Consider the following 26,402-nt stretch of genomic DNA (forward strand, 5'->3'; position numbering starts at 1 on the left):
TTTGGATTTAAAATTCAAAGGATGAGTTTCAAGGTAAAGGTTTTAACACTAATAGTTTTTTTTGACTGTTTGGTGGAATGATAAGAGTAGGCATAATTCAGAAGACCTTAAACATACGGGAGACTTTGACTTGAATCTAAAGAACATGTATGGTTCTTAGATACCTGTGAAATTTGGAATATTCTTAATCTTTTAGATCTGGTTGGATATTTGATTACTAAAAGTGGGTTAAAATGAGTACAGAAATTTATTATTTTCCTGGAACTGCTAATTATTAGTATTAGCAAGAGATATTGTCGGAAAATAGATGGAGAACTGATTTTGATTCCATCTGTGAGGGATAACAATAAAATCAACAGGGAAGCTTAGTTGTGGGTATTTTCCTGATATGCTATGAAACCTATGACAGAGTACCTTGCATCGTCAGATTTATTAAACTGGAAAATATAGAGAATAAGACATATTTGCATCTGCACTTAGATAAAAGAGCGAGAATACTATGACATCAAAAATAAAGACCATAAAACTTGGTATTGGTTTTAAATTAGGTACTGTAAATTGCTATTTAATAAAAATTGACAAGGGATATATTCTGATTGACACGGGCCCTTCAAATAAGCGTTTTAAACTTGAAAAAGAACTTGAAAGTGCGGGATGCACGCCTGAAAATCTTAAGCTTATTATAATTACTCATGGCGATTTTGACCACACTGGAAATGCAGCATATCTGTGTGAAAAGTTCAATACAAAAATAGCAATGCATTATGACGATTTGGGAATGGCCAAACAAGGAGACATGTTCTGGAACAGAAAAGGTAATTTTTTCATTAAAAGAATAGCCCCTATACTCTTTAGATTTGGTAAATCAGAAAGATTTAAACCAGAGTTATATATTGATGATGGTGAGGATTTTTCTGAATATGGATTTAATGCTAAAGTTATTTATATTCCTGGCCATTCAAAGGGTTCTATTGGAATATTAACTGAAGATGGAAATCTATTTTGTGGTGATTTGCTCGCAAACACAAAAAATCCAGTTCTAAATTCTATTATGGATGACACGGAAGCAGCAAATATTAGTATTAAAAAGTTAGAAAGCTTAGACATAAACACTGTTTATCCAGGGCACGGGAATTCGTTTTCGATGGATGTATTTCTAAAAAATTTTTTGGAAATGAATGAAATTAAATGAAAAATCAAAAATAAGGATAAAGGATTATTATTCCAGTATGATTGAGGCAGCAAAATACCGAATGGATAATTTTCAAAATCAGAAGATTATTTGATTTGATTTATCAGACCTCAATTGGCAAGGTAGGGTCATAAATAAAACTGAAGTTGTCTTAAGTGGATATGCAATTCATCATCTAAAAAATAGAAGAAACTACAGGTTACTCAAAATAGGTGGAAACATATTGATTGTTTTTCAACACTTACAACCAACATTCGCTGTCATGAGTGTTTTTTTCTAATGATCACCTCAAGTAAAGAGCGTCGATCTCTTTTTGAACAGGTGAGGTTCCAGCTTCTTGATGAAGGAGTTATCAATATTGGAAAATTTTTCCGGCTATAGAAATAGGATCATTTAATAAATAAAAATCTATTGATCAAAAAGTTGGATAAATCTCTTAATAACTAAATAAATTCAGTATATCGTCTAATTCCATTCTCGTTATCATGAATTTAGTTATACTAAATTATATAATGTGGGCCCACTAATCATTATCCATGGAAACCAAGAAAATGGTGCTCTTGGACATTGACTATGTCACAGAGGATGATAAAGCAGTTATACGGCTTTTTGGTAGAGAAAAAGACCATGGAAATGAAAAACAGATTATTGCTCTTGATAGGACATTTAAACCATATATTTATGTTATTCCAAAAGATATGGATGCTTGTATGGAGCAGTTAGATGATTTTGACTTTGAGAAGATAGAGAAAGTCCAAAAAAAAGATCTAGGGAATGAAGCTGTTTTTCTAAAAGTTACTCTAAAACATCCTCAAGAAGTACCTAAATTGAGGGATTCTATAAGGAACCTTAGTGAAGTAGAAGATATCAGAGAACATGATATTCCTTTTTACAGAAGATATTTAATTGATAAAGCATTATTTCCCATGTCTGAAATTGAATTAAAAGGTGATTTAGTAAATAGTTCTAAGTGTGTAGCAATGGCTCCCGAAAAAGTATTGCTCATGGATCTAGATGAATCACCACGTAATTTAGACTCAGGGTTTCCAGATTTGAAGATTCTAAGTTTTGATATTGAAGTTCACAATCCTGATGGGATGCCCAACGCTGAAAAAGATGAAATAATAATGATTGGCCTATCCGGCAATTTTGGTGTTGAAAAAGTTATTTCCACTAAAGGTGAACATCTAGATTTCGTTGAAAAAGTTGAAACGGAAGAAGAAATGTTGCAGGCTTTTGTAGATACTATTAAAACACATAGTCCTGATTTAATTGTTGGTTATAATTCTGATAATTTTGATTTTACCTATATAAAAGATAGAGCAAAATTACTGGGAATTAAACTGGATTTAGGCCTTGATGGGTCTGAATTAAAATTCTTGCGAAGAGGATTTGCTAATTCTGCAGTGATAAAAGGTATTCTGCATGTGGATCTCTATCTGGTTATGCGTAGATATATGCATCTGGATCGATATACGCTGGAGAGAGTTTATTTAGAGTTATTTGGTGAAGAAAAATTTGATCTTCCAGGGGATAAACTCTGGCAATACTGGGAGTCTGATGGAGAACCCCTTAATGAACTTTTTAAATATTCTTTAGATGATGTGGTGACCACTTATAAAATTGCAGAGAAGATCCTACCTCTAAATCTGGAACTCACCCGTTTAGTTGGCCAACCTTTCTTTGATTTAACTCGTATGGCCACTGGCCAGCAGGCAGAATGGTTTTTAATGCGCAAAGCTTATGAATATGGGGAGGTTGCACCTAATAAACCATCATCATCACAATTTTCCCAGAGAAAAGGAAAAAGTGTGGTTGGTGGATATGTAAAAGAGCCAGAAATAGGGCTGCATGAGAATATCGTGCAGTTTGATTTTAGAAGTCTTTATCCTAGTTTAATTATTTCTAAAAATATTTCTCCAGATACTCTGCTTCCTAATTCATCCCCTACTCTGGAAGAAGACATGGAAATAGAAATACAGTATAGTGAAGGTGATATGGAAAAATATCACATAGTTCCAGAATACGGATACAAATTTTATAAAAAACCTCAGGGTTTCATACCTTCAGTCATAGGGTATGTGCTGGATGAAAGAGTACGCTTGAAAAAGAAGATGTATGGGTCCACAGATCCTATGGAAAAAAAGATTTATGGGGTTCAACAAGATGCTTTAAAACGTCTGGCAAATACTATGTATGGAGTATATGGATATTCGAGGTTTAGGTGGTACTCCATAGAATGTGCTGAGGCTATTACTGCCTGGGGAAGAAATTATATTAAAGAAACAATGAAAAAAGCAAGTAAATATGGTTTCCACAGTATTTATGCAGATACTGATGGTTTTTATGCTACATATAAGTCAAAAAAAGACGAATAATTTATTTTTTTATTATTGACGTCACTTTTGGACTTCATTCATGAAACGAGATTTGATTTCTTCTGCACTCATATCAATAACTGGAACATTTGCATTTCCTGCTGTAACTTTTACATGAACAAATACGGGTCCTTTCGATTTTAAAACAGGTTTAAAATCAATTTCAAGGTCTAAAAATTTAAAACAATTCTCAAAACCTACTGCTTGAGCAACTTTCATCAAATCAACAGTACGGGTATAAGTGCACTGATTTCCAGTTGATCCATAACACTCGTTGTCAATCACCACCAGAATGTAATTTTTGGGCTTCTGATTAACTATAGTTGCTAAACTACCCAAGTTCATTAAAAGGGATCCATCTCCATCAAATACAACTACTTTTTGATTTTCACGAGATAAAGCAAGCCCTAAACCAATAGAAGATGCCATTCCCATTGATCCTAACATATAAAAGTGAGTAGGGGAATCTTTAACATGGCAAAGTTCTCTGGAAGGAAATCCAATATTGCAAACAACTAACTCTGAGGATAGCTGTTCTGTAATTTTTTGTAGTACTTCAATTCTTTCCATAATAAACCCTACCAAAAATTTATTTCTAATAATATTCCCAGGGGTAATTCTGCAGCTTCTGCAAGAATCCATCCTTGAGGTATAATTTTAAGGGCATCTTCAGGAGTTTTAGGATTTAAATAAGCAATTTCCAGTGCATCAAGTACGTGTGGGGTTGATTTACCCATTGGGACTTGTGCGCTCATGAATTCTCCTTCAGTTCCACGGTGACTTATTATCATTAGAATAGGAAATTTATATAAGTTGTAAAGGGATGCCAACACATTTACAGAATTTCCAAGCCCTGAATTCTGCATCAATATGGCTGGTTTTTTACCACTCATATATGCTCCGGCGGCAATTCCAAATCCTTCTTCTTCACGTGTTACAGGGATGTGTTTTATTTCACTATCGCAATCAATCATTTTAAGTAACTTGTCTAAATTAACACAGGGCACGCTCACAATAAAATCAATTCCAATAATTTTGAGTGCCTGATAAACTGCTTGAGTACTATCCAATTCATTCCCCTTCTATGGTTTTAAAATAAATATATAAAAATAATAATTAATCTGAAAAAATATCAGAAATATCTAAATTTAAATCTCCGGCTATATCTTTAAATTGGTGATATAACTCATCATCAATTTCTATTCCCTGATCCCAGTGATTTTTAACATTCAACACTTCCATATCGCCGGGTATAAATACATTTTCACTAGATTTCACTTCGCCTATGAATTCATCGACTTGATTTTTGAAAAAATCAAGATCACCTATTTTAGAAGGATCTATGGCGATCATTAGGTCTCCTTTAGTACACATTACTTCAGAATTAGCCGTTCCAGTCACTCCTTTTCCAAAAGCAGCTTTAACTAGTGGGCCTGCCATTATTTCGATCATAAATGCGAGAGCATAACCTTTATGTGCTCCAAATGGTAATATTGATCCTTTCAATGCTTCGTGTGGATCAATAGTTGGCCTTCCATCTGCATCAAGGGCAACGTTTTCTGGTATTTTCTCCCCACGACGAACAGCTTCTAATAATTTTCCTCTTGCAGAAGCAGAAGTTGCCATATCAACTGAAACATAATGTTTATTTGATGGAATACCTATGGCTATAGGATTCGTACCTAATATGGGTTCTTTTCCTCCGATAGGTGCAACAGCAGGCTCAGTATTAGCAGTTACTATCCCAATCATATCTTCCATAATGGCCATATCCGAGTAGTATCCGGCTACTCCAAAATGATTGGAGTCATGAATACCCACCATACCTATTCCTGTTTCGCGGGCTTTTTCCATGGCCATATCCATACCCTTGTATGCAACAAAATGACCAAAAAGATGATTACCATTAATAATTGCCGTGGAAACAGTTTCATTTTCTATCTCTATATCTCCCCGTGGATTTATAGTCCCGGCTTTAATACCTCTGATGTATTGGGGGAATCTGCCTATTCCATGAGAACTGAAACCTTTGAGATCCGCATCTAAAGTCACTTCAGCCACAATTTCAGCGTGTTCTGGGTCAACATCCAGTTCAGTTAATATTTTTGTAATGATTGCTTTTTCTTGTTCTGCGGTTATTTTCATGCAAACACCTTTGTTTTGTTTTCCCGTTTGCCATTAGAATTTTATTTAGTTATTAAGTGGTAATTGGATTTATATACTATATGCAAAGATGATAAATTAAGTAGATAAAGATTACATCTCTAACTCAGTTCCTTCAAAAGTATTTATTTTAACTTTTCCATCTTTATTTTCAGTTACTTTACCAATTATATGGGCTGGCATATGGTTTTGAATTATTTCTATGGCTTGATCAACATATTTTTCATTCAAAACTATTACAAATCCAATTCCCATATTGAAAACACGGTACATTTCTTCTAAAGGAACATCGAATGAATAAATCGATTTAAATATGGGTTGAGGGTCGGGTAAATAATTAATTTCATATCCCACTCCTTCCTTCAGCCGTTTGAGATTAGTAAATCCCCCACCTGTTATATGGGCCATTCCATGGAGTTCAATGGAACTATTAAATAGTTCTACAACTGGTTCTACATAGATGGCAGTTGGTGTTAAAAGTTCACTCCCTACTTTTTTATCTTCAAAACCTGGAAGAGGATCATCTACATTAAGCCCGGCTTTTTCAAATAAAACCTTTCTGGCAAGACTTAAACCATTACTGTGGATCCCACTACTTTCAATTCCAATTAATAAATCGCCAGGTTCTATTTTTTCCCCAGTTATTATTTTATCTGCATCTACCAGACCCATTCCAGTGCCGGCCAAATCAAAATCATTTACGATTCCAGGCAAAGAAGCAGTTTCTCCCCCAATAATCGCGATTTTTGATAAATTTGCTCCTTCAACTAAACCTTCTCCAATTTGGGTTGCAATTAGAGGGTCTGGTTTTTCAACAGCAAGGTAATCTACTAATGCTACTGGTTCAGCTCCCACACAGAGTATGTCGTTCACAACCATGGCTATACAATCTATACCCACGGTATCGTATTTTCCCATAAGCTTAGCAACAAGAATCTTGCTGCCAACTCCATCGGTACTCATAGCAATGGCTTTATTGCCTAGACGCACCAGAGCGGCAAAGTGCCCACTTTCTGTAATTATGTCCTGCCATTTTAGAGTTTCTTTTAATTTTGAGGTTAATTGGGAAACTGTTTTTTCTTCCAAGTCAATATCTACGCCTGAATCAGAATAGGTTACCATGAAATCACCAAATTTTTAAACATAATTATTATTTTCATTGAATTCTAACACTTTCTAAGTTCATAGGGGTTCTGGTTTCTATTTTGTAACTTCTGTAGATACTTGATGCGAGATCAAGAGTTTTATAATTATCTCCGTGACAAATTAACACTTTTTCTGGTTTTGGAGTTAATCGGCGCACGTAATCCATTAACTGGCGCCTATCGGAGTGTCCACTGAATCCTTCAATAGTTTTTATATGCATCTTAACATGGTAAACATTAGTTTTACCATCTTCTTTGAGCGGAATTTCTTTCCAACCTTTCTGTATCCTTCTACCTAATGAACCTTCAGATTGATATCCTACAAATACCAGGGAGTTCTTTTCATCTCCACATAACCATTTGAAATATTCTACTGAGTTTCCACCAGTTAACATACCTGATGTTGATAGTATGATGGAGGGATCTCCTTCTACAATATCTTTTCTCTCATCGAGCCCATTGACTTTATGGAAAACATCTGATATGAATGGGTTTCTCCCCATATGGAATATCTGATCACGTAAATCTTTACTCAAGTATTCTGGGCGTGCAGTATGAATGGCATTTGCTTCCCAAATCATTCCATCAATATAAATTGGCACTTCATCAATTAACCCATTCCGAATATATTCTTCCAGAACAATCATTAATTCTTGAGCTCTTCCCACAGCAAATACCGGTATGAGGATTTTCCCTCCTTTTTTGAGGGTATGGTAAATGGTTTTAACCATTTCTTTTTCTGCAGAGTTTCTGGATGGTTGAACATCTTCATGCCCTCCATACGTACTTTCCATTAATAAGGTTTCTATACGAGGAAATTTAGTTACTGCAGGTTCTAAAAGTCGGCTTCTTTCATTTTTAAAGTCCCCAGTATAAACCATATTATGCTGCCCATCTCCGATGTGCATATGGGCCATTGCAGATCCTAGAACGTGTCCTGCATTATGTAATGTTAAACGTATATCCGGGGCAATATCTGTCACTTCTCCATAATCTAAAGTTATGGTGTGTTTAATGCTTTTTTTAACATGTTTAACATTAAATGGTAGTGGATCATCTTCTCTGTGAGCAATATCTATATGATCCAATTGTAAAAGCGTCATTAAATCTCTGGTAGGTGTGGTACAGTATACAGGGCCTTCGTATCCGTAATGATAAAGATAAGGTAAAAATCCGGAGTGATCCAGATGCGCGTGGGATATTATGACTGCATCTAAATCATCTAAAACGAATTCAGGAACATTTAAAAATGGATAAGACCCTTTTTCATCTCCTCCTGCTACATTAACACCACAATCAAGAAGAACTTTACTGTTCGGTGTTTGTAAAAGTGAACAGGATCGACCTACTTCTCTAAATCCACCCATGGATGTTAAACGAGTCCAGTCGTTTTCATATTTTATGCCCTGATGAATCCTATTTCCTAGCTCTTGTAAAATCTTTTTACGCTCTTTACTATTTTTTCTAAGAGTTCTCCTAATCCTTTGTATTATCTCTGATGATATGGGGGGAGTTCTTAGAATTTTAGGAGCCCAACCTATTTTTTTTACAATTTCTCTGGAAGTTGCACCATATTTTCCAATAACCAGTCCTGGTTTTCTAGCTTCAATTATCACTTCACATGTAACTTCATCAAATGAAATATTTGTGATATTAGCTTCTTCTGGAACTATGTCATGAATTTTATTAATTGCTTTTTCAGGTTCTGTAAGAACAGAACGATCTGAACGAATTATAATTCTTTTTCTAATGTCTTTTGCAAGGTCTCTAATTAAATCCCCGTTTTCGGTAATTATTTCCGGGTTTTTAGTATAAATTACTACTTCTGGACCTTCAAATTCGACTTTGGCCACCTGTACTCTAGGGGGTAATCTTTGTACTATTGTCTTTTTGATTTCTTCAAGAATCTCTGAAACCATAAAATCACTTCGAAAAAAATAGAAAATGTAGTAAACTAAGTTTACTTTTATTAGAAGTCGTTAAGGATAAATAAAAATTTGAAATAAGAAATAAGTTAAAAAATTAGCTAATCTCTTTTAACCTCTTTTGCACCTCTTCTTCACTCAACATTCGATAGCCTTCATCTTCTGTCACGGTAGCGACTAATATTCCATTTCCAGAATAAGTGTCCCTTTCCATAGCAGATTTAATAGCTCGAATGGCGATATCAATCCCTTCTTCAATATATAAATCATCAGTGTATCTGTCTTCTAAAACACCATACGCAAATGGTGATCCAGATCCGGTGGAAATAAATTTATCTTTAATCATACCTCCGGCAGGGTCAAGGGAATAAATCTTAGCTCCTGTTTCGTCGACACCGCCTAAAAGGGTCTGTACGAAATAGGGATAAAATCTAGATGAATGTAAAATGTTTGAGGCTAATGCAGAAGCAGATTCGATACTGATTCTTTCTCCATTCCTCATTTTATATAATACTACTTCAGCACTTATATATTTCATTAAACTTTGTGCATCGGCTACTGAACCTGCTATAGTGGCCACTATGTGGTCATCAATTTTAAATATTTTTTCTGCAACCTTATGGGCTACTAAATTGCCCATACTTGCTCTTCTTTCGGTAGCAAAAACAACTCCATCATTGCAGGTAATGCCTACAGTTGTAGTGCCTTTTAATGTGTTTTTATCGTCCATAAATAAACACCTCGGGATAAAAATAATAGTAAAAAAATTAGTTCTAACCCTACATTAGATTTCATGTTATATAAATATTGTTGGTTTGTTGTTAACTGGCGCTGGTGCAATATTATTGAATTTTATTACAATTTGATGAGGATATTATATGATAATCCAAATATGTTAATAATCAATAATCCACTATATCTTCGTTAAATTTCCTATAATTATACTAAATCCTAACAATATTAAAATAAATGGGAGGATTATATGTCCATATTTTCTTATTTTATTTCCTAAACTTGATTTATTTATCATGAAATGTGCTATAATACACCATATGCCGGTCATAATTAGAAAAATAAAAATTGTCAAAATAACATTTGGCAGTGTTAAATTAGCAAATAATGGTGCATAAACCCCAATATTATCTGCACCATTAAAAATTGTTACTCCCATAACTGATAAAAATGATGTTTTTCTAGTGGTTAATTTAGATTTTTTGGATATGGGTAGTATGTCTTTATCCTCATTTTTTTTTGATTTATGTAGGTTCACTACCTGTTTTAATCCAATAATCAGTGGAAAAACTCCCATGATTGCCAGGTAGACAGGAGGTATAAATGACTTAAACAAAAATGCAGGAAAACTGATTAAAATAAGTAAAGAAATGCCTAAAAATTGTCCTGTAATGATTGAAGATGTTTTATAATCGGGATGTGCAAAAAATACTATTAAAAGAAATATGTCGTCTAAATTAGTGGCTATAAATGAAGATGTGGCGATAAAAATGGTTAAAATGAGTTGGGTCATGAAAAAACTCAATTTATTGATAAAATATTAAATTAAAATAGAATAGAAGATTAAGTAATTAAATCTTCTAACTGATCAGTTTTTATCGCATTTTTTATCTCACGTGCAATACGCTGACCCATGCTCATTTCTTCTCCGAACAGCAGGTAACTGTAAGCTGAACCATTCATAAACGTGTTAGTTCCACCATCTGTTCTAGCACTCATTTCAAAGGTAACTATTTCTAAATTATCTGTACACATTGTTTGTAAACAGAACGGACCGTTCATGCCAGGTTTTACTAATTTTTTAGCAGCATCCACCAGTTTGTCTCCAATGTCAAAGACTTGTGGTAGCAGTGATTCTCTTATCACCACTGGGTGATTACCAGTAATCACATAAGATGGATCTAATCCAATGTCTAATTGATCTTTGGCTGGAATTCTTACTAAACCATCAATATTGGATTCAAATCGGCTATCCATACCTAACATTTCTACCTCGTCGTTTATAACGGAGTAAAAATAGTGAATACAAAAATTAGTTCCGGAAACATATTCTTCTATGTGGGCTTGGGGGACGTCTTCTTCTACAATCCAGTTTCTCTCAAGCATGGACTGGATTTTCTGATTGAATTCTTCAGTAGAAGATGCTACAAAGTATCCTTTCCCGCCCCTAGCTCCAGGGAACTTTACCATTACTGCACGATCTATTTCGTCAGCATTTTCATATTTGTAGGGCATTCTAATGCCTGAATCTAACATTAATTTTCTTTCCAAATCCCTTTCAGCTTCCCAACGGAGTATATCTCTGTTTCCAAACATGGGCACGTAAAAATCATTTTCAATTTTGTCTAATCCTGCATAGGCTACAAAGGATCCGTGAGGTATTATTATACTATTCATGGCTTTTAATTGGTCTTGAACTTCTTCATTTACAATATCACTGAATTTATCAACTATAATGTATTCATCAGCGACTTTATATCTTTGGTAAGGGATTTCACGCCCTTTCTCACAGACTACTGCAGTTTTAAAACCTTCTTTTTTCGCCCCATTCAATATGTGAAGTGATGTGTGGCTTCCTAAAGTAGCAATAGTGATGTCTTCTTTGTCATATTTATCAAGGATGCTTAAAATTTCCTCTCTATTTACTTTACTCATATAAAACTCCCCTCGAGTTAATTATCAATTTGATTAATATTTAAATGATATTTTTTTATTCTAATAGTTATTTTTTTTGTCTTGTTTTTATGTGTGCTGAATATAAATAATAGCTCATGGGTTTGGGAACTACTTTTTAATAATCAAATAATATTATTCAACACAAATTAAACCCTTAATTTTATTTAGGATGTACCTGAATTTAGGTAGCAATGTGAGAATTATGAAATGGAAAAAAATTGGTAGCATTATTGTATTAAACCAGGATGTTGAAGATATTCAGAAATTTCTTAAAATGCCAGGAATAGATACCGTAATTAAATTAGGATATATTAATGGGCAAAAGAGGCAGCCTGATGTAAAAATATTAGCCGGATCTAATACTGAAACTATACACAAGGAAAACAGATGCCTTTTCAAACTCGATGTTTCTAAAGTTATGTGGTCCAAAGGCAATGTTAATGAAAGAATGAGAATAACACAGTTGGTTCAACAAGGGGAGCATATAGTGGATATGTTTGCGGGGATCGGATATTTTTCAATTCCCCTTGCTGTACACTCTCCTGCAGAGAAAATATATTCTATTGAAATCAATCCTGTGGCATTTCACTATTTAAATGAAAATATAATTTTAAATAAAGTTGAAAATAGGGTTAAACCTATTCTTGGAGATTCTAAAGAAATTGCCCCTACGATTAAAGCAGATAGGGTTATAATGGGATATGTTGGCACAACACATCACTTTTTAGGATCTGCTCTAAAATGTATTGTAGATGGGGGCATAATTCACTACCACGAAACTGTTCCCGATAAGATAATGCATGAGCGTCCAATAAATAGGATTAAAAAAGCTGCAGATAATAGAAAAGTCACTTTTCTTCAACAGAGAATTATTAAAAAATATTCTCCTGGCGTTTCACATATTGTGGTGGATGCAAGAATAGAATAACTTTTTTTCGATTTTTTATAATTAGGTAGATCGAGATTATAAAACCTATTTTTTTAAAGTATTATTGGGCATGCTGTGAGGATGGACTACTATTGTTTTTAAATTTCGCAGTTTATGCCCTAAAAACCCTTCAAATGATAGCTAAAAATAAATAGGATTATAATAATACTAATTATGATATTGGATGAAACTAACGCAATTTAATTATTTGGGGGAAATTTGGCATGTCCACTGCAAGAATACTTATTGTTGAGGATGAAGGTCTTACTGCAATGGAACTTCAGCGAAAGCTAAAAATTTTAGGCTATGATGTGCCCACGTTCGCTTTTTCAGGTAAAGAAGCAATTATAAAAGCTGAAGAATTAAAACCGGACCTAATTTTGATGGATATAGTTTTAAAAGGAAAGATTGATGGCATAAGTGCTGCTGAAGAGATAATTAAACATCAAGATGTTCCTTTAATATATTTAACTGCACATGGGGATGAAGAAACTAAAAAAAGAGCAAAAAAAACAGAACCATTTGCCTACATTCTCAAACCATTTGATGAGTCGGTTCTACAGAAGAATATTGATCAGGCGCTGCATAACTATAAAAAAAATAAAAAATCAGAAAGTAGCAATCTGGTGATCACTGAAAATCTTAAAAAACATGATGGTGCGGTTATAGTAACGGATAATAATGGAATTATTCATTTTATAAATTCTGCTGCTGTAGATTTAACTGGATATGATGTAAAATCTGCTTTGAATAAGAAAATTAATGAAATAGTTAAATTAAAAAAGTTAAATAAAGCCAATAACAAACTTGAAAATTTTGAAAATCCTGTTTTTAAACTATTAGAAAATAGCTGTGATGAACTCAAAGGAGAAGCATCTTTAGAGAATATTTCTGGTTCCATAAATGAAATTAAATATACGGTTGCACCACTAAAAGGAGATGAAGGCATTTTAAATGGAGTAACTGTTATTCTCAATGAGATTAAAACTTCAGATATTATTTCTAATAATCCAATAACTGATGTTTGTAATAAATTTCCTAAGGAAACCGGTATTTTTAATGTTGAAGGGGAATTAATTGGTGCTAATGAATCTTTTTTAAAATTTTTCTCTGCAAAAACATTAAGCGAATTAAGATGGCTAAATTTATTTAAAGATCTTGGTTTCAGTAATGACTTAAAAAACGATTTATCGAATTCAAAAGATCTAAAATATGAATTAAAGATGAATTTAGCTCAAATAAATCTGGATAATGCTGAATTTCAGGATAAAACACTTTATCTGGAAATAACCATAACGGGTCATGTTCCTGATCAAGAAGATTTGAATAATTATATGGTGCACCTGAAAGATGTTACTGATCTAAAAACATTGGAAAATTCTTTAGATATTAAACCAGTAAATGATAATTCAGAAAATCAACAATCTAAATATGATTTGGCCTCTAATTCATCAATTGATCTATTTTTAGCCATGGATTCTCATCTTAAATGTATCCACTGGAGTTCAGCAGCAGCTGAGACTACGGGTATTTCTTCAAAGGATGTGATTGGTAAACCTTTTAATGAATTTATATCTATTCTAAAAGATATTGGATCTTGGAAGGATTGTTTTGAAGATATTAAATCAGATGGAACTCTAAATGAAAAGATTGAAGCTCTGGAAAAAGAGAATGGTGATTTAAAAATAAAGCTTGATCAATTTAAATCTCAACTTGATGATTCTCAAAAATCTGGAAAAGAGAATGATGAATCTTTCAGAAGAAACGAAAGACAGTATAAAGAACTTTTGGAGGAAAACAAAAATTTAAGGGAAGATAAAGCCCGGCTAAAAAAACTCAATAATCAGGTTCAAAGGGAATATTTGGAACTTGAGAATGATTTTAAAAAAGAGTTAGAATTCCATAAAAATAAGATATCTCAATTAAAACGTGTAAAAAAGATTCCTTAGATTATTTTCCAATAAACTCATTTAAGAAAATAGGATATTTAGTAAATCCATTGTAAACTATCTTATTTCTATTAATTGGCTTTATTCAATTAATTGTTTATAATGGGCACTTTGGTGAGTTATTTATAAAAATTATTCATTCTTCAGCTAATAACAGATGTTCATTTCTCCATTTTTATTACGCTGATTAAAATTTTTCATATCACTGTACTATTATTTATGCTACAAAGTCACATGATATAGTGATATTTAGCATTAGGTGCAGGCAATACCATGGATCTATTTAAAGTACTCATAGTGGAAGATGAGAGCATTACAGCTCTTCAATTAAAAAAAAAGATTCTTTCGTGGGGCTTCGATGTTGTGGGGATAGCAGCTTATGGTGAAGAAGCAATTGAAAAAGCTTTGGAAACTAATCCTGATATAATTCTAATGGATGTTATTTTAAAGGGAGATATGGATGGTATTGGTGCTGCGGAGAGGATAAAAGATAATTTAACTATTCCCATTATATATCTTACAGCATTCACGGATAAAGCTACTATGGAACGGGCAAAGTTTACAGAACCTGCAAATTATATTTTAAAGCCCTTTGATGATAATGAATTACGTTTTGCACTGGAAATGTCAGAATATAAAAGAAAAGTCAGAGAAAAACTAGAGAAAACCCAGAAATATCTGGACCTTATAACCAATCATATGGGAGATTCAGTTGGTCAGGTAGACGAAAAAGGTTCTTTTCTTTATATAAGTCCATCTGTAAAAAAAATACTGGGTTTTGGTCCTGAACAAATGGTTGGAAAAACTATTTTTGAATTCATCCACCCTGATGATATGGAAAGGTCCATAAAACTTTTTAAAAGTGCTATTAAAGAATCTAAACCTTTAAAAATAAGAAACAGACTTCAGAATATTCATGACGAATACATCTGGATTGAAACAGTAGGTATTCCTATTTATGATGCTGAAAATAAATTAGAGGGGGCTGTTTTCAGCAGTAGGGACATAGAAGATCAAGTGAAGGTAGAAAATGAACTTAAATCTGCCTTGAATTATTCCAGAAATTTAATCGAAGCCAGCTTAGATCCAATGGTAACCATCAGTCAAAATGGTGAAATAATGGATGTTAATAAGGCTTTTGAGGATGCCATTGGGCTATGTCGTAAGGACTTAATTGGGACCGATTTTTCACAATATTTCACTGATTCTGAAAAAGCCATGCGGGGCTATCAAAAAACTCTATTTTATGGGTCGCTTAAAGACTATTCATTAACCCTTCGCCATACTTCGGGGCGAACCATGGATGTTTCATTTAATGCAACAGTATACCGGAGCAGTGAAGGGGAAGTAGAAGGTGTTTTTGCAGCTGCTAGAAACATTACAAAATTAAAAAATGCTAATAATGCACTCAAACTCAGTGAAAGGCATTTTAGATCATTGATTGAGAATGCATTAGATGTCATTCTGGTTTTAAATGAAGATGGGGATGTTACTTATGCTAGCCCATCAGTAGAAAGTGTTTTTGGATATAAAATACATGAATTTTTAGGATTCAATATATTTGATTTTATACACCCTCATGATGCAAAAATTCTTTCTCAAATACTGGACTCCAAACTTAAATATTCTCGTTCCAGCCATGATTTTGAAATTCGATCTCAACATGAGGATGGGTCGTGGATTATTTGCCAAATGGTGGCTCAAAATTTATTACAAGATCCTGCAGTTGGGGGCTATGTGTTAAACGTCCGGGACATTACTCCTCGAAAAGTTGCTGAGAGGGCACGCAATGATTTGGAGAAGATGTATAGTACATTAATTAAGGCCAGCCCTGATGGAATCATAGCAACGGATTTAGATGGTAATATTACTCACATGTCAGAAAAAGCAATTAGTATGTTAGGATGGGAAGAACAATCTAATTTTAGTAAAAAAGCTGTTTTTGATGTTATTGATTTGGATGAATATGATTCATTCCTTAAAAACATGAAAATAGTCAAAGAACAAGGTGCATTACACAATATTGAACATAAATTATATGATAAGGAAGGGTCTGCTTTCATTGCGGAGATGAATATTGTTTTATCTAATGACTCTAAAGGAATTCCCAAAGGTTACATTGCCACCTTGAGAGATATTACGTACCGTAAAAAAATGGAAAATCAGATTAAATCATCTCTAAAAGAAAAAGAAATATTATTGAAAGAACTTCACCACCGTGTTAAAAATAATATGCAAATAATATCCAGTTTGATAGGCCTCCAATCAGAACAAGTTGACGATAGAAAAACCAGGGCTATGTTTGAAGATAGTAAAAATCGTATAAAATCGATGGCTATTATCCATGAGAATTTGTATACTTCTGATATTGAGGAAGTAAATTTCTCTCAATATGTGGAGAGCCTGGTTCAAACTCTTGAAAAATCATATAATTCCAAAAAGAGGAATATTGGGGTGGATATTGACGTGGATAATGTTGTAAATGATATGGATCAATCTATTACTTGTGGATTAATTTTAAATGAGTTAATATCAAACTGTTTTAAATATGCTTTTCCTTATCAAGATGAGAACCATAAAAAACCTAAAATAATGATCAAAGCGTATAATAATGGAAAAAACACCATAATAAATGTCAAGGATAATGGTATTGGTGTTCCTGCTGACTTAGATTTTAAAAAAACTGATTCTTTAGGTTTACAAATTGTATGTACTCTGGTGGCTCAGTTGGGTGGAACCATCGACCTGGACAATTCTCAAGGGACTAATTTTTGCATTGAATTTAATGAAAATGGGCATTACTGATTTTTTATGATTTTGGGGATTGATCTGGCTGCAAAATGTGAAAATTCCACGGGATTTGCGGTTATTGATAAAAAAACTATGTTTATTGGCACTGTATTACCAGATTCGGAGCTACTGGACATAGTGGATTTATATAAACCAGAATTTATTGCTATTGATGCTCCGCTTTCTATTCCAAGTGGCCGATGTTGTCTTGAAAAAGAATGTAAATGCAGTGCGTATGGTCATTTTCGTCAAAGTGATAAAAAAATGAGGCAATATGGGGGTGTATTGCCTTTAACATTTCATGGAATGAAATTACTCACGCTACGTGCAATTGAATTAAAAGAAAAATTGAAAATATCTCACCCATCGGTAAAAATTATAGAAACACATCCCCGTACCTGCCAGAAAGTTTTTGGACTTGATAAAGAGGTGAAGAATATTTTTGATCACCTAAACTCTTTTTTCCAATTACAAAAATTTGTAAAAATCAACAAAAAAATTAATTTAAAATCGTGGACAGAAGTAACCCAACATGAAATAGACGGGGCTTTAGCTGCACTATCAGCACTTTACTATGTAAATGGAAAATTTCACGAATTAGGGGATCCTGGGGAAGGCACTATCATAGTTCCAGATGTGTGTAATGGTTTTAAAAGTGATATAAGTTCTTTTTTAAATGATGAAAGTTAGTATTATTTGAAATTCATAGAATCTATCTTTTCTAATACTATATCGCTTAAAAATTCAGAAGAAATATATTTGGAGTATACAGGCAGCCTTTCAGATAAAGAAAATCCTACATCTTCAGTTATTTTTGTTAGCTCTTCAATTTCAGGCCATGGTGCCTCAGGATTTACATAATCATGGGTTAATGGTGAAACACCACCCCAATCGTCACAGCCCGCGAGAAGAAATATCTGAGCATTTTCGCGATTAAGGTTGGGGGGGACTTGTATACTCACATCGGGGAACAGGAGCTTAGCAACTGCAACAGTTTTAACCATTTCCACTAAAGATGGTTCGGGATGGTTTTCCATAGGAATGCCTGGTTTTGAACGGAAGTTTTGAATAATAATTTCTTGTATATGCCCATATTTGTCCTGAATTCTTCTAAGTTCCATTAAAGATTCTGCCCGGTCTTCCAGAGTCTCCCCAATACCAATTAAAAGACCAGTAGTGAATGGAATTCTTAATTTTCCCGCATTTTCAATGGTTTGAATACGCAGCCACGGATTTTTACCGGGACTTTTCTTATGAGCGAGAGACTTCATTAAGTTTGAACTGGTACTTTCTAACATCATCCCCATGGAAGCATTTACTTCTTTAAGCATTTTAAGTTCTTTTCTATTCAGCACTCCGGGGTTGCTATGTGGGAGCAGATTGGTTTTTTTTAAGGTTTCATAAGAGATATGATAAAGGTATTCTACCATAGATTCAAAGCCTAATTCATCTAAAACATTTTTCACTTGTGAAATTTCATCTGAACGTTCCCCAAAAGTAAATAATGCTTCTTTACAACCATATTTTTCAGCTTCATTTAGTCTTTCTAATACATCGTGGGGATGCATTAAGATGCAGGCAAGTGGGTCTTGAGGATCTCTACGAAAAGTGCAGTAACCACATTCATTTCGGCATATTTCTGTTAGGGGTATGAAAGCATTTTTTGAATAAGTGATAACTGAATTTTCCCCTTTTGAATTGGCTAAATTCATTAAATCTAGTATTTTATTCTTTTTTGAATTTAAAAGTAGTAATATGTCCTCTTTTAACATTTTAGGCGGGTTCATTCCACGTTCTCCTAAAATTATGCTATTTTTTCTAAAATTTACTCTTGAAAATAAGTAATAATGGGTATTATACTTAATCTCCAGTATCAGATATCACTATTTCAGTAAAACAAGGCCCTATTCCACTTTTATCTTTATATAATACGATAAAAAACCCAGCGTTTTTTAAGTAGCCTAATTTGTATTCTACAAAGAAATTCATGGATTCTAATGATTCTTTCAATGTTTGGATTCCACCAACATCTGTTTCAGTATTGATATCTACTTCAGAACGTATTTGTTCATCCATGAGTCCAACAAGAATAGCTGCTTCTTCTGAAAACATATCAATTTCTTGGGCATCTATTGAAGAAATTAATCCATCGAGCTCATTGGCCATCATTTTCGGATCCATTTTTTTTCTGGATCTTCCTCTTACAATTAGAATTTTAGAAGAATCTAATGCTGCACGCGATCCATCAAATGCTTCTAAATGTGCCATCATATTTCCTGCGATTTTGTGTAATTTTATCAATTTTATCCTTCCTGAAATTAGTTGAAGATTTAATGTATTATATACTGATATTAGTGCAAGGGATGGAAAAAAGAATTAAATGAGTAAGTGGTTATTGTTCATTAATCCCTTCGATTTCATATTTTAATTCGCCCATTGTGGCGACGTTCTCTGCATAAGCGTTATGCCTATGTATGCTTTCTTCATTTATTTGCCTTACGGTAACCATTGTGTCATCAGGCAAATGGGAGAATTCACTTACTATTTTATGCACCATATTTCGCACACAATCCTCTACAAACATGGGGTTTTCATGGGCCTGCACCACTATGGCATTTTCATCGGGTCTTTTTAAAAGCTCGCAAACAGAAGAACTCATTGAATCTTCAATAATACGGATTAAATCTTCTCCCCGAATACTATGATCTTGGGGAACTTCAATCATGATCATGCCTTTTCCTCTTTGGTTGTGTGAGGCAAATGAAACAGTTTCAAGCACTTTTTGCGCAGTTTCTTCGTCTAAAAATTCAAGAAGATCTTGTTTAGATGATTCTTTAACAGATTCCTGTGCGCAGGGGCACACGGTCATTCCTACAACTTCTGCACCAATCATTTTCCTTATAACTACATCGTCGCCGTCTCTGTAACCAATAGCATCTGCCATAATTTTGGTCATTTCCTGTGTCTTATGCTTAGTTACAGGAGATCTTTTCATGAACATGAAGTCACTGGTCATGCTCACTTCGGCTCTTTTGGCATATTTGTGTTTTTTTAACAGAGAATTGACAATCTCTGCACATAATGATTCTACCTCAACAGCAGTATTTTCTACTACTTCTTCCAGGACTTCACTGATTGCCTCAGGATTACGAGACATATGAATTCCTCTTTGTGTACTGGGGAGGTCTACAAACGCGTTAAAAGTTGGTAAAAGAATAATAGGTCTTTTTTCGTCTCTTTCGATTTTCAGTAACTTCTTCACTCCAGTTACTCCTACACGTGTAAGGTGAACAGGAATACTGGGGATATTGTCTTGTGTGTCTGGGAAACATATTAAACCCAAATTTACACCCCATTTAGTCCCAAAAGGGCAATTAATTTTCAATGTCTAAATAAAGATCATATCTTTTAATAATTCAAGAAGCCATGAACTTTATTAATACATCTATCTGTTCATCCCTTGGGAATTATTTAAAGATAAAATATAACCTATGTATTAGTCATTAGTTTTTTGTATTTAATATACATGGTATTTATTTAATATAAAATATGGAGAAGTTATTTATATATTTTTAAAATAAAATTAATATCTATTTTTTTAAAATAAAGAATTGAAAAATTCTAAGATAATGTTTTATTAAATATTTCAATTAATTCTGATGAACTTATATCTTTCAATTTTTCATGGACAGCTACATGAGCATTGTAATGTTCTTTAGCTCTTTCACCTAGAACTTCCCCATTTACATCGGCTTCAACCAGAACTAAAATTTCATTCAATCCCAATTTTTCGGTTTTTCTTTGAATATCATTTTTCACGTGTTCTATCTTTTTATTTATCCCCTTAAGGGCTGCTTCGGGAATTTTAGGATTAATTTTTTTCATATCATCTATTTCTAATGGAACACTGGCCACTACTATCTGCTGCACATCAACACCTAATTTCTGCAAAGCCTTTTTGAAGTTATTTTTAGTAGTGATAATCAAGAATTTTTGAGATAACTCCGAAATATTCACTTTTTCATCTGCTTTTTCAATAACTCCAAAATCAGATAGCATGGAATTGATATCTGCTCTTATCTCCAAGAGATTTTGTGTGAATTTTTTAGATTCCTCCGAATTTAATTCATGTGATGGTAAACTGGAGTAAATAAATTCTTCTGTTTCAATCAGGTTTTTAAGCGCTTTTTCAAATAGTTTTACGTCAATAATGCCTTTTTGAGGATCTTTAAGTATCTCCTTTTGATTAGTACTTTTTCCAGCTTTAATGATTAAATTTTCAGCCTGTTTAGTTCGAATATCCATGAAACTCCTCATTTGTTATGATTTGAGAATTTAATTAATATTAATAATCATGTAATTAAAATTTAAGTAACTATAATATTTGTCTCTTTAATAAATATGCTGTTGTTTTCAGTCTCAGAATTTAAAAAATGGGGAAAAATTATCTAAAACTTCTCTTAAAATTTCTTTTACAGAGTTAGATAGGTTAGCATGTGCTAAATATTCATGTTCTATTTCTGATCGGGTTTTATATGGATACTGCAAATTCCATTCAGGGGTCATTGATTTTATGAATCTTAGATTAGAATTAGCCAGAGCATCTAAATCATAACCCCCTTCCAGCAGAATCACCAGAGAACCGTGTAATTCCATTAGATATTCCCCAATCCATGCATAAAAGTCTTCGTCAATAAGAATGCGGGAAAGAAGATCTTTTTTATGGGCATCAAAACCGGCTTCGGCAAAAACCATCTCTGGTCTGAATTCTTTAATCAATGGCCCTATAAGTTCCTTTAAAATCCAGATGTAATCGCTATTGTTTGATAAGGGAGGCATGGGTAAATTTAAGTTATATCCTTCGCCGCTGCCATGTCCCTGTTCACTTATAAATCCTTTACCCGGGAATATGGTTTTAGGGTCCTGATGAATGGAGAGGTATAAAACTTCTGGATCTTCATAGAATATATCTGCAGTCCCATTGCCATAATGCACATCGAAATCAATAATTAAAAACTTTTTAATATTATAATTGGCCCTTAAGTTCTCTATTGCGATGGCTACATTATTAAATAAACAAAAACCCATAGCAGTTTTTTTATTTGCGTGGTGCCCCGGAGGCCTTGCCAGGGAGTAAGCCCATTTTTCACCACCCATTACTAACTGGGAAGCTTTGATACTTCCACCAGCGGCCATAAGGGCAACAGAATAACTTAAAGGGGTGGCATATGTGTCGTAATCTATATATCCTCCACCTCTTTTACAGAAATTTTTAATAAAATTAATATGTTCTAAACTATGTACTTTTGAAAGATCATCAAGAGTGGCATAGTTGGGCTCTAGAACACTAATGTAATCCCTCACATTTTCATCATCAAGTTTTTTAATAATTGAATCAGTCCTACTTTTATTTTCTATATGCAGGGAATTTTGATGATTATCATAATATGGGGAGTACACCAGTACCATAATCGACACCATGTGAAATTAAAGGTTTTACAGATGCATCTTAATTTTTTGTAAAAATAAGAGATATTTTTGGAATTATATAGAAGATTATTTATCCTTTTTATAATATATAATGTGACATTGAAAAAGGGAAGGTGTAATATCATGGAAGTTGGAGATCCTATAAAAACGACAGTGGAAGAACTACGTAAACTCCTTGAAATCCAAAATTTTGTAGGGGATGCTATAGAAACTGAGGATAAACTTTTAATTCCTGTCATGAAGATGGGAATGGGTTTTGGTGCAGGTACTGGTGAAGGCAAAGGTCCAGATAGTGAAGGTGAAGGTGGATTGGCTGCTGCAGGGGCTGCTGCAGGGGTTGAACCTGTTGCGATGGTGGTTGTAACCAAAGGCGTCACTGGGCCTGAAGGTATTCGGGTGCTTAACCTAACATCTGGAAGCCCACTTAGTAAGGCTATTGGGGAAGTTGGAACAGTTATTACAGATGTAATAAAGGAAACAGCTCCTATGGTTAAAGAACGCCAGGGCAAAAGGAAAACTAAAAAACAAAAAAAGGAAGAAGAGAAAGAATAACTCTGCAAAAAATAGGTGGATTCGTTGATTATAATCACCACCGTTTTAATTATTTTTTTCTTAATCTGTATCCTAATACTGTTAGTACCATTTCACATATCTTTAAAACTTCAAATAGTTGGAGGGGCAACAAATGGTATTTTTGAGTTGTACTGGTTTAAAATAAGGATATTAAGTAAAGTATTTCCCGAAAAAAAGGCCAAAAAGGATAAGAAGAAAGAAATTAAGGATGAAAAAAAGGATGGGAATGGAAAAAGAAAGTGGGAATGGAAAGATATTAAAAAAATAATCAATTTGGGATTTAAAGCATTTAAACCTCTGATACGATTTGTTCGTGATATATTACATTCAATTCATCTTGAAAAATTTAAAATTCATATTATTTTAGGTTTAAATAGTCCTGTGGATACTGCAACCACTTTAGGATATTTCTGGGCTGCTGCTTCTTTAGTGAATATGATCCCCAAAATCAACATATCTGCTGAACCATCTTTTAACCAGGAGCGGGTAGATGGTAACTTACTTTTAAAATTAAATATACGTCTCATAAATCCTTTAATCGCTGTTTTAAGACTTTTAACAAATAGATCAATTCTCAAACTTCTCTGGGAACTCAGGAGATTTAGAAAATGATGGAGGAATACTTAATAAATTGTTTAAACTCATGGGATCATAAAGAGGAATTAGTTTGGGGTAAAAAGATTATTTTGGGTGAAAGAGAGATAGAACCTCTTAATATAATTTCAATTTTATATGATAAATCCGGGGATGTTGCTTTCACTTCTATAAAACCACTGGCCTGGTTCATAACCGAAAAAGAAGATGAATATATCTTGTTACTTGATGAGGAGGAATATGATAAATATTTTGAATAAGTTTTTCATTTTAAATGTAATTTTTTGCGCTGGGATTCCAGAAGAAGAGGTTCCTCACCGCAAAATTGAGATGCACTAATTAAGTTATTGTTTTCATTCAGTTCATTAATTAACTTCAAACCCCTTTTAGTGCGAAGCAAATGATGATCTAAAATAATTTTAGGAATATTATCACTTAAATGTTTTAAATGTTCCTTTGATTTTTCATAATCTTCTTTAGAAAGAGCATATCTCAATAGATATAATGGAGGCCCACTTAAAATTAAAATATCGGGATCTTCCCTTAAAACATATTTTAAAGCCTTATCTGAAATAGGGCCTTGAATATCAGAAGCATGCATTAATTTTTCATTTTTATAAAGAATAGAAACCGCGACCACATAACCCAATGGACTGTTTTCTTTGCCGTGGGCCAGGGCTGGCGAAAATTTTAGCTGTGTATCTCCAATCTGAAAATCTTTTCCATCTGAAAATTCAATTTCGCAGGGTATCTTCTGAAGATCACTCAATAATTTTCTTGCTCGCTTCTCTTGATTTTTATTGATATGATTATTTGGATCTTTTAAAAAAATCTTTTTTCCATTATAAATTCCAAGGGCGGAGTCGTGTGAAGATTCTAAAAACCTGTTTTCTTCAAAAGGCGTGAAATGGTCATGGTGATAATGGCTGATAGTAATTATATCTGCTAAACCGCCATATTTTGCTATTTGGTATCTGCTTTGTTTTAATGTTATGATCTCTTCTGTAGATGGGGGTAATTTGAATCTTTTTGGTGCTATAGATGTTCCAGGGTCAATTAAGATTTTCTGATCTGTTTCCACATAAGTACACATGGATCTAACACCAAAACTCTCAAATGCCAGTGGAACCAGTTTCATTAACCCACCATTAACATAAAATTAAAGCATTTTCGAGGAACCCATATCCTCTTTGACTATATTAAGGACGGTTTGGGTGTAGGTACGTTGAACATTAGGTTCCTTAAGCAATTCTTTAATGAATTGATCCAGTTCTGTGGTGTCTTTAAATTTGGCAATTAGTATGGCATCAAATTCCCCAGTCACATCATAAACACCTAAAACATTGGCATGATATGCTGTTTGAGTTTCCCAATTTTTTAAGACTCCTCCTTTAACTCTAACTCCAATAATGGCAGTTAATTTGTATCCTAACTGGGAATGGTTTATAACAGGAACAAATTTTTTTATAACACCTGTTTTCATTAATTTATCAACTCGATTATGAACTGTACCTACTGAAATGTCTAAATCTCGGGATATTTTCCGATAAGACATTCTACCATCTTCATTCAATAGGCTGATGATTTTTTTATCAACTTCATCTATTTTCACTAAATCTTGATCTGCATTTACTTCCATAAAGTCACCAATTACCAATTTATCTGGATTATATCTTCATTCTGAACATTGTTTAGATTTTATAGATTTATAATGTTTTTTGTCCCTTAAATAACATATAGTTTTGAACGAGGGATGAAAAATAGTTTAGTGTTAAATAATAATCAATTGAAATTGAATAAAATCATTTAAAAAATGCTTAAATTTAATAAAATAATAAAAAAAAGAAAAAAAGAAGTTATTTATTCGTAGGCATATAGTAAAGCCAGGGCTCTGTATACAAACAGGTTCATGTATGGGTAAATTACAATTAAAGTAATTATGAAACCTAGTATTGGGATTATTTGAATCAGACCGCCTATGAATGCTATTATCATGGCAATAATCATCACTACTACATACCAAATTATGTAGTCCACCCATCCAATTTTTGAGATTACTTCTAATATCTCACTGAATCGGAAAGCTGCTCCCAGTTCACTGTCATAATAGGCCATGTTTGCTATAGCTATAGTTGCAATAAGGCCTAAAATGATTGCCACTATTGCCCCTATAATCATGGTTCCACCTAATAATCCGAATGCTGCGGTAGGGTCAGTCATACCTGTACCTGCCATAGCTGCGATTGATGCCCATGATCCTACTAATATTATCAATGCTGGAATTAAGAAATAAACGAACTGTACTACGAATACTTTTAGACCATCTACGAACATATCTCCCCATTCATCAAATTCAGGAAGTTCATCGGCTCCTGCTATTGAAGCTTTTAATGCTCTAAAAGTATATCCCATTACTAAAAAGATAGGTACGATTAAAAAGCTTACTAAAAACAACAATCCCAGAATAACTACTTTCTTCCAATCTGAGGACGGGTATCGAATTGCATCGTTTACGATTTCTCCAATATCCATATGTTGCACCTCCAAATAGTTGTTATCAATATATATTTTTTTGGCTTTCGCCACT

Annotated in this window: 25 protein-coding genes; 9 read left to right on the plus strand and 16 right to left on the minus strand. The window is 33.5% G+C overall.

The genetic code is table 11. The features are described from left to right. The first annotated feature begins 499 nt into the window (after nt 1-499). Both MXE27_RS05990 and MXE27_RS05995 read left to right on the plus strand, forming a co-directional pair. Entirely contained in the window at nt 500-1,192 is a 693-nt protein-coding gene (locus tag MXE27_RS05990) for an MBL fold metallo-hydrolase (protein WP_248611493.1), read from the plus strand. Nucleotides 1,193-1,728: 536 nt separating this feature from the next. Then, nucleotides 1,729-3,570, plus strand: coding sequence for a DNA-directed DNA polymerase (locus MXE27_RS05995; RefSeq protein WP_248611494.1), 1,842 nt, complete (start codon nt 1,729-1,731; stop codon nt 3,568-3,570). 21 nt (nt 3,571-3,591) lie between these two features. Here the strand turns inward: MXE27_RS05995 and comE are convergent, their stop codons facing one another. The 8 genes from comE to MXE27_RS06035 form a co-directional block, all read right to left on the minus strand. Then, nucleotides 3,592-4,140: a sulfopyruvate decarboxylase subunit beta gene (gene comE / locus MXE27_RS06000; protein ID WP_248611495.1), complete on the minus strand. Its 549-nt coding sequence runs from the start codon at nt 4,138-4,140 to the stop codon at nt 3,592-3,594. 8 nt (nt 4,141-4,148) lie between these two features. After that, entirely contained in the window at nt 4,149-4,640 is a 492-nt protein-coding gene (gene comD, locus MXE27_RS06005) for a sulfopyruvate decarboxylase subunit alpha (RefSeq protein WP_248611496.1), read from the minus strand. A 46-nt stretch (nt 4,641-4,686) separates the two neighbouring features. Further along, the gene (gene comC, locus MXE27_RS06010; protein ID WP_248611497.1) at nt 4,687-5,715 is read right to left on the minus strand and encodes an L-sulfolactate dehydrogenase; all 1,029 of its coding nucleotides are present in this window, start codon (nt 5,713-5,715) and stop codon (nt 4,687-4,689) included. Between the two features lie 111 nt (nt 5,716-5,826). After that, nucleotides 5,827-6,855 (minus strand): phosphoribosylformylglycinamidine cyclo-ligase, encoded by a 1,029-nt coding sequence (purM, locus tag MXE27_RS06015; RefSeq protein WP_248611498.1) that lies wholly within the window; start codon nt 6,853-6,855, stop codon nt 5,827-5,829. 34 nt (nt 6,856-6,889) lie between these two features. Continuing rightward, the gene (locus MXE27_RS06020) at nt 6,890-8,797 is read right to left on the minus strand and encodes a beta-CASP ribonuclease aCPSF1 (RefSeq protein ID WP_248611499.1); all 1,908 of its coding nucleotides are present in this window, start codon (nt 8,795-8,797) and stop codon (nt 6,890-6,892) included. 103 nt (nt 8,798-8,900) lie between these two features. Further along, complete coding sequence (gene psmB, locus MXE27_RS06025) at nt 8,901-9,533, minus strand: archaeal proteasome endopeptidase complex subunit beta (RefSeq protein ID WP_248611500.1); 633 nt, start codon at nt 9,531-9,533, stop codon at nt 8,901-8,903. Between the two features lie 183 nt (nt 9,534-9,716). Beyond that, entirely contained in the window at nt 9,717-10,328 is a 612-nt protein-coding gene (locus MXE27_RS06030) for a cadmium resistance transporter (protein WP_248611501.1), read from the minus strand. 50 nt (nt 10,329-10,378) lie between these two features. Then, the gene (locus MXE27_RS06035) at nt 10,379-11,470 is read right to left on the minus strand and encodes a formate--phosphoribosylaminoimidazolecarboxamide ligase (RefSeq protein WP_248611502.1); all 1,092 of its coding nucleotides are present in this window, start codon (nt 11,468-11,470) and stop codon (nt 10,379-10,381) included. Between the two features lie 223 nt (nt 11,471-11,693). Between MXE27_RS06035 and MXE27_RS06040 the strand changes: the two genes are divergently transcribed. The 4 genes from MXE27_RS06040 (at nt 11,694) to MXE27_RS06055 (ending at nt 17,848) form a co-directional block, all read left to right on the plus strand. Further along, nucleotides 11,694-12,419, plus strand: coding sequence for a class I SAM-dependent methyltransferase (locus tag MXE27_RS06040; RefSeq protein WP_248611503.1), 726 nt, complete (start codon nt 11,694-11,696; stop codon nt 12,417-12,419). Between the two features lie 224 nt (nt 12,420-12,643). Beyond that, nucleotides 12,644-14,368 carry a response regulator gene (locus MXE27_RS06045; RefSeq protein ID WP_248611504.1) on the plus strand — a complete coding sequence of 575 codons (1,725 nt, stop codon included), beginning with the start codon at nt 12,644-12,646 and terminating at the stop codon, nt 14,366-14,368. A gap of 273 nt (nt 14,369-14,641) precedes the next feature. Further along, the gene (locus MXE27_RS06050) at nt 14,642-17,173 is read left to right on the plus strand and encodes a PAS domain S-box protein (protein WP_248611505.1); all 2,532 of its coding nucleotides are present in this window, start codon (nt 14,642-14,644) and stop codon (nt 17,171-17,173) included. A 6-nt stretch (nt 17,174-17,179) separates the two neighbouring features. Then, entirely contained in the window at nt 17,180-17,848 is a 669-nt protein-coding gene (locus MXE27_RS06055) for a DUF429 domain-containing protein (RefSeq protein WP_248611506.1), read from the plus strand. A gap of 2 nt (nt 17,849-17,850) precedes the next feature. Here MXE27_RS06055 and cofG read toward each other — a convergent pair whose 3' ends face one another. The 5 genes from cofG to MXE27_RS06080 all read right to left on the minus strand — a co-directional run bounded on the left by cofG (nt 17,851) and on the right by MXE27_RS06080 (nt 22,627). Next, the gene (gene cofG / locus MXE27_RS06060) at nt 17,851-18,945 is read right to left on the minus strand and encodes a 7,8-didemethyl-8-hydroxy-5-deazariboflavin synthase CofG (RefSeq protein ID WP_248611507.1); all 1,095 of its coding nucleotides are present in this window, start codon (nt 18,943-18,945) and stop codon (nt 17,851-17,853) included. Between the two features lie 73 nt (nt 18,946-19,018). Further along, on the minus strand, nt 19,019-19,459 hold the full coding sequence (locus MXE27_RS06065) for a DUF2120 family protein (protein ID WP_248611508.1): 441 nt from the start codon (nt 19,457-19,459) through the stop codon (nt 19,019-19,021). Between the two features lie 91 nt (nt 19,460-19,550). Beyond that, nucleotides 19,551-20,501 (minus strand): GTP cyclohydrolase MptA, encoded by a 951-nt coding sequence (gene mptA, locus MXE27_RS06070; protein WP_248611509.1) that lies wholly within the window; start codon nt 20,499-20,501, stop codon nt 19,551-19,553. A gap of 278 nt (nt 20,502-20,779) precedes the next feature. After that, entirely contained in the window at nt 20,780-21,463 is a 684-nt protein-coding gene (locus MXE27_RS06075; RefSeq protein ID WP_248611510.1) for a SepCysE family protein, read from the minus strand. 114 nt (nt 21,464-21,577) lie between these two features. Continuing rightward, nucleotides 21,578-22,627, minus strand: a complete 1,050-nt coding sequence (locus tag MXE27_RS06080; RefSeq protein WP_248611511.1) for a histone deacetylase family protein — start codon at nt 22,625-22,627, stop codon at nt 21,578-21,580. A gap of 144 nt (nt 22,628-22,771) precedes the next feature. Here MXE27_RS06080 and MXE27_RS06085 point away from each other — a divergent pair, with 144 nt between their 5' ends. The 3 genes from MXE27_RS06085 to MXE27_RS06095 are packed head-to-tail and all read left to right on the plus strand — an operon-like array spanning nt 22,772 to nt 24,075. After that, nucleotides 22,772-23,200, plus strand: coding sequence for a GerW family sporulation protein (locus MXE27_RS06085; RefSeq protein ID WP_248611512.1), 429 nt, complete (start codon nt 22,772-22,774; stop codon nt 23,198-23,200). Between the two features lie 24 nt (nt 23,201-23,224). Next, nucleotides 23,225-23,833: a DUF2953 domain-containing protein gene (locus MXE27_RS06090; protein ID WP_248611513.1), complete on the plus strand. Its 609-nt coding sequence runs from the start codon at nt 23,225-23,227 to the stop codon at nt 23,831-23,833. Continuing rightward, the gene (locus MXE27_RS06095; protein WP_248611514.1) at nt 23,830-24,075 is read left to right on the plus strand and encodes a hypothetical protein; all 246 of its coding nucleotides are present in this window, start codon (nt 23,830-23,832) and stop codon (nt 24,073-24,075) included. The genes MXE27_RS06090 and MXE27_RS06095 overlap by 4 nt, the downstream gene beginning before the upstream one ends. Before the next feature lie 5 nt (nt 24,076-24,080). Here the strand turns inward: MXE27_RS06095 and MXE27_RS06100 are convergent, their stop codons facing one another. The 3 genes from MXE27_RS06100 to MXE27_RS06110 all read right to left on the minus strand — a co-directional run bounded on the left by MXE27_RS06100 (nt 24,081) and on the right by MXE27_RS06110 (nt 26,347). Next, nucleotides 24,081-24,953 carry an MBL fold metallo-hydrolase gene (locus MXE27_RS06100; protein WP_248611515.1) on the minus strand — a complete coding sequence of 291 codons (873 nt, stop codon included), beginning with the start codon at nt 24,951-24,953 and terminating at the stop codon, nt 24,081-24,083. 21 nt (nt 24,954-24,974) lie between these two features. Continuing rightward, the gene (locus MXE27_RS06105) at nt 24,975-25,454 is read right to left on the minus strand and encodes an Lrp/AsnC family transcriptional regulator (RefSeq protein ID WP_248611516.1); all 480 of its coding nucleotides are present in this window, start codon (nt 25,452-25,454) and stop codon (nt 24,975-24,977) included. Nucleotides 25,455-25,675: 221 nt separating this feature from the next. Continuing rightward, complete coding sequence (locus tag MXE27_RS06110; RefSeq protein WP_248611517.1) at nt 25,676-26,347, minus strand: DUF4013 domain-containing protein; 672 nt, start codon at nt 26,345-26,347, stop codon at nt 25,676-25,678. Nucleotides 26,348-26,402: the final 55 nt, after the last annotated feature.

Source organism: Methanobacterium alcaliphilum, from assembly GCF_023227715.1.
Taxonomy (GTDB): Archaea; Methanobacteriota; Methanobacteria; order Methanobacteriales; family Methanobacteriaceae; genus Methanobacterium_E; species Methanobacterium_E alcaliphilum.

Coding starts and splice junctions, on each gene's coding strand:
- MXE27_RS05990 (WP_248611493.1), top strand. CDS start 500: ATGACATCAAAAATAAAGACCATAAAACTTGGTATTGGTTTTAAATTA.
- MXE27_RS05995 (WP_248611494.1), top strand. CDS start 1,729: ATGGAAACCAAGAAAATGGTGCTCTTGGACATTGACTATGTCACAGAG.
- comE (WP_248611495.1), bottom strand. CDS start 4,140: ATGGAAAGAATTGAAGTACTACAAAAAATTACAGAACAGCTATCCTCA.
- comC (WP_248611497.1), bottom strand. CDS start 5,715: ATGAAAATAACCGCAGAACAAGAAAAAGCAATCATTACAAAAATATTA.
- purM (WP_248611498.1), bottom strand. CDS start 6,855: ATGGTAACCTATTCTGATTCAGGCGTAGATATTGACTTGGAAGAAAAA.
- MXE27_RS06020 (WP_248611499.1), bottom strand. CDS start 8,797: ATGGTTTCAGAGATTCTTGAAGAAATCAAAAAGACAATAGTACAAAGA.
- psmB (WP_248611500.1), bottom strand. CDS start 9,533: ATGGACGATAAAAACACATTAAAAGGCACTACAACTGTAGGCATTACC.
- MXE27_RS06030 (WP_248611501.1), bottom strand. CDS start 10,328: ATGACCCAACTCATTTTAACCATTTTTATCGCCACATCTTCATTTATA.
- MXE27_RS06035 (WP_248611502.1), bottom strand. CDS start 11,470: ATGAGTAAAGTAAATAGAGAGGAAATTTTAAGCATCCTTGATAAATAT.
- MXE27_RS06040 (WP_248611503.1), top strand. CDS start 11,694: ATGAAATGGAAAAAAATTGGTAGCATTATTGTATTAAACCAGGATGTT.
- MXE27_RS06045 (WP_248611504.1), top strand. CDS start 12,644: ATGTCCACTGCAAGAATACTTATTGTTGAGGATGAAGGTCTTACTGCA.
- MXE27_RS06050 (WP_248611505.1), top strand. CDS start 14,642: ATGGATCTATTTAAAGTACTCATAGTGGAAGATGAGAGCATTACAGCT.
- MXE27_RS06055 (WP_248611506.1), top strand. CDS start 17,180: ATGATTTTGGGGATTGATCTGGCTGCAAAATGTGAAAATTCCACGGGA.
- cofG (WP_248611507.1), bottom strand. CDS start 18,945: ATGAACCCGCCTAAAATGTTAAAAGAGGACATATTACTACTTTTAAAT.
- MXE27_RS06075 (WP_248611510.1), bottom strand. CDS start 21,463: ATGGATATTCGAACTAAACAGGCTGAAAATTTAATCATTAAAGCTGGA.
- MXE27_RS06080 (WP_248611511.1), bottom strand. CDS start 22,627: ATGGTACTGGTGTACTCCCCATATTATGATAATCATCAAAATTCCCTG.
- MXE27_RS06085 (WP_248611512.1), top strand. CDS start 22,772: ATGGAAGTTGGAGATCCTATAAAAACGACAGTGGAAGAACTACGTAAA.
- MXE27_RS06095 (WP_248611514.1), top strand. CDS start 23,830: ATGATGGAGGAATACTTAATAAATTGTTTAAACTCATGGGATCATAAA.
- MXE27_RS06100 (WP_248611515.1), bottom strand. CDS start 24,953: ATGAAACTGGTTCCACTGGCATTTGAGAGTTTTGGTGTTAGATCCATG.
- MXE27_RS06105 (WP_248611516.1), bottom strand. CDS start 25,454: ATGGAAGTAAATGCAGATCAAGATTTAGTGAAAATAGATGAAGTTGAT.
- MXE27_RS06110 (WP_248611517.1), bottom strand. CDS start 26,347: ATGGATATTGGAGAAATCGTAAACGATGCAATTCGATACCCGTCCTCA.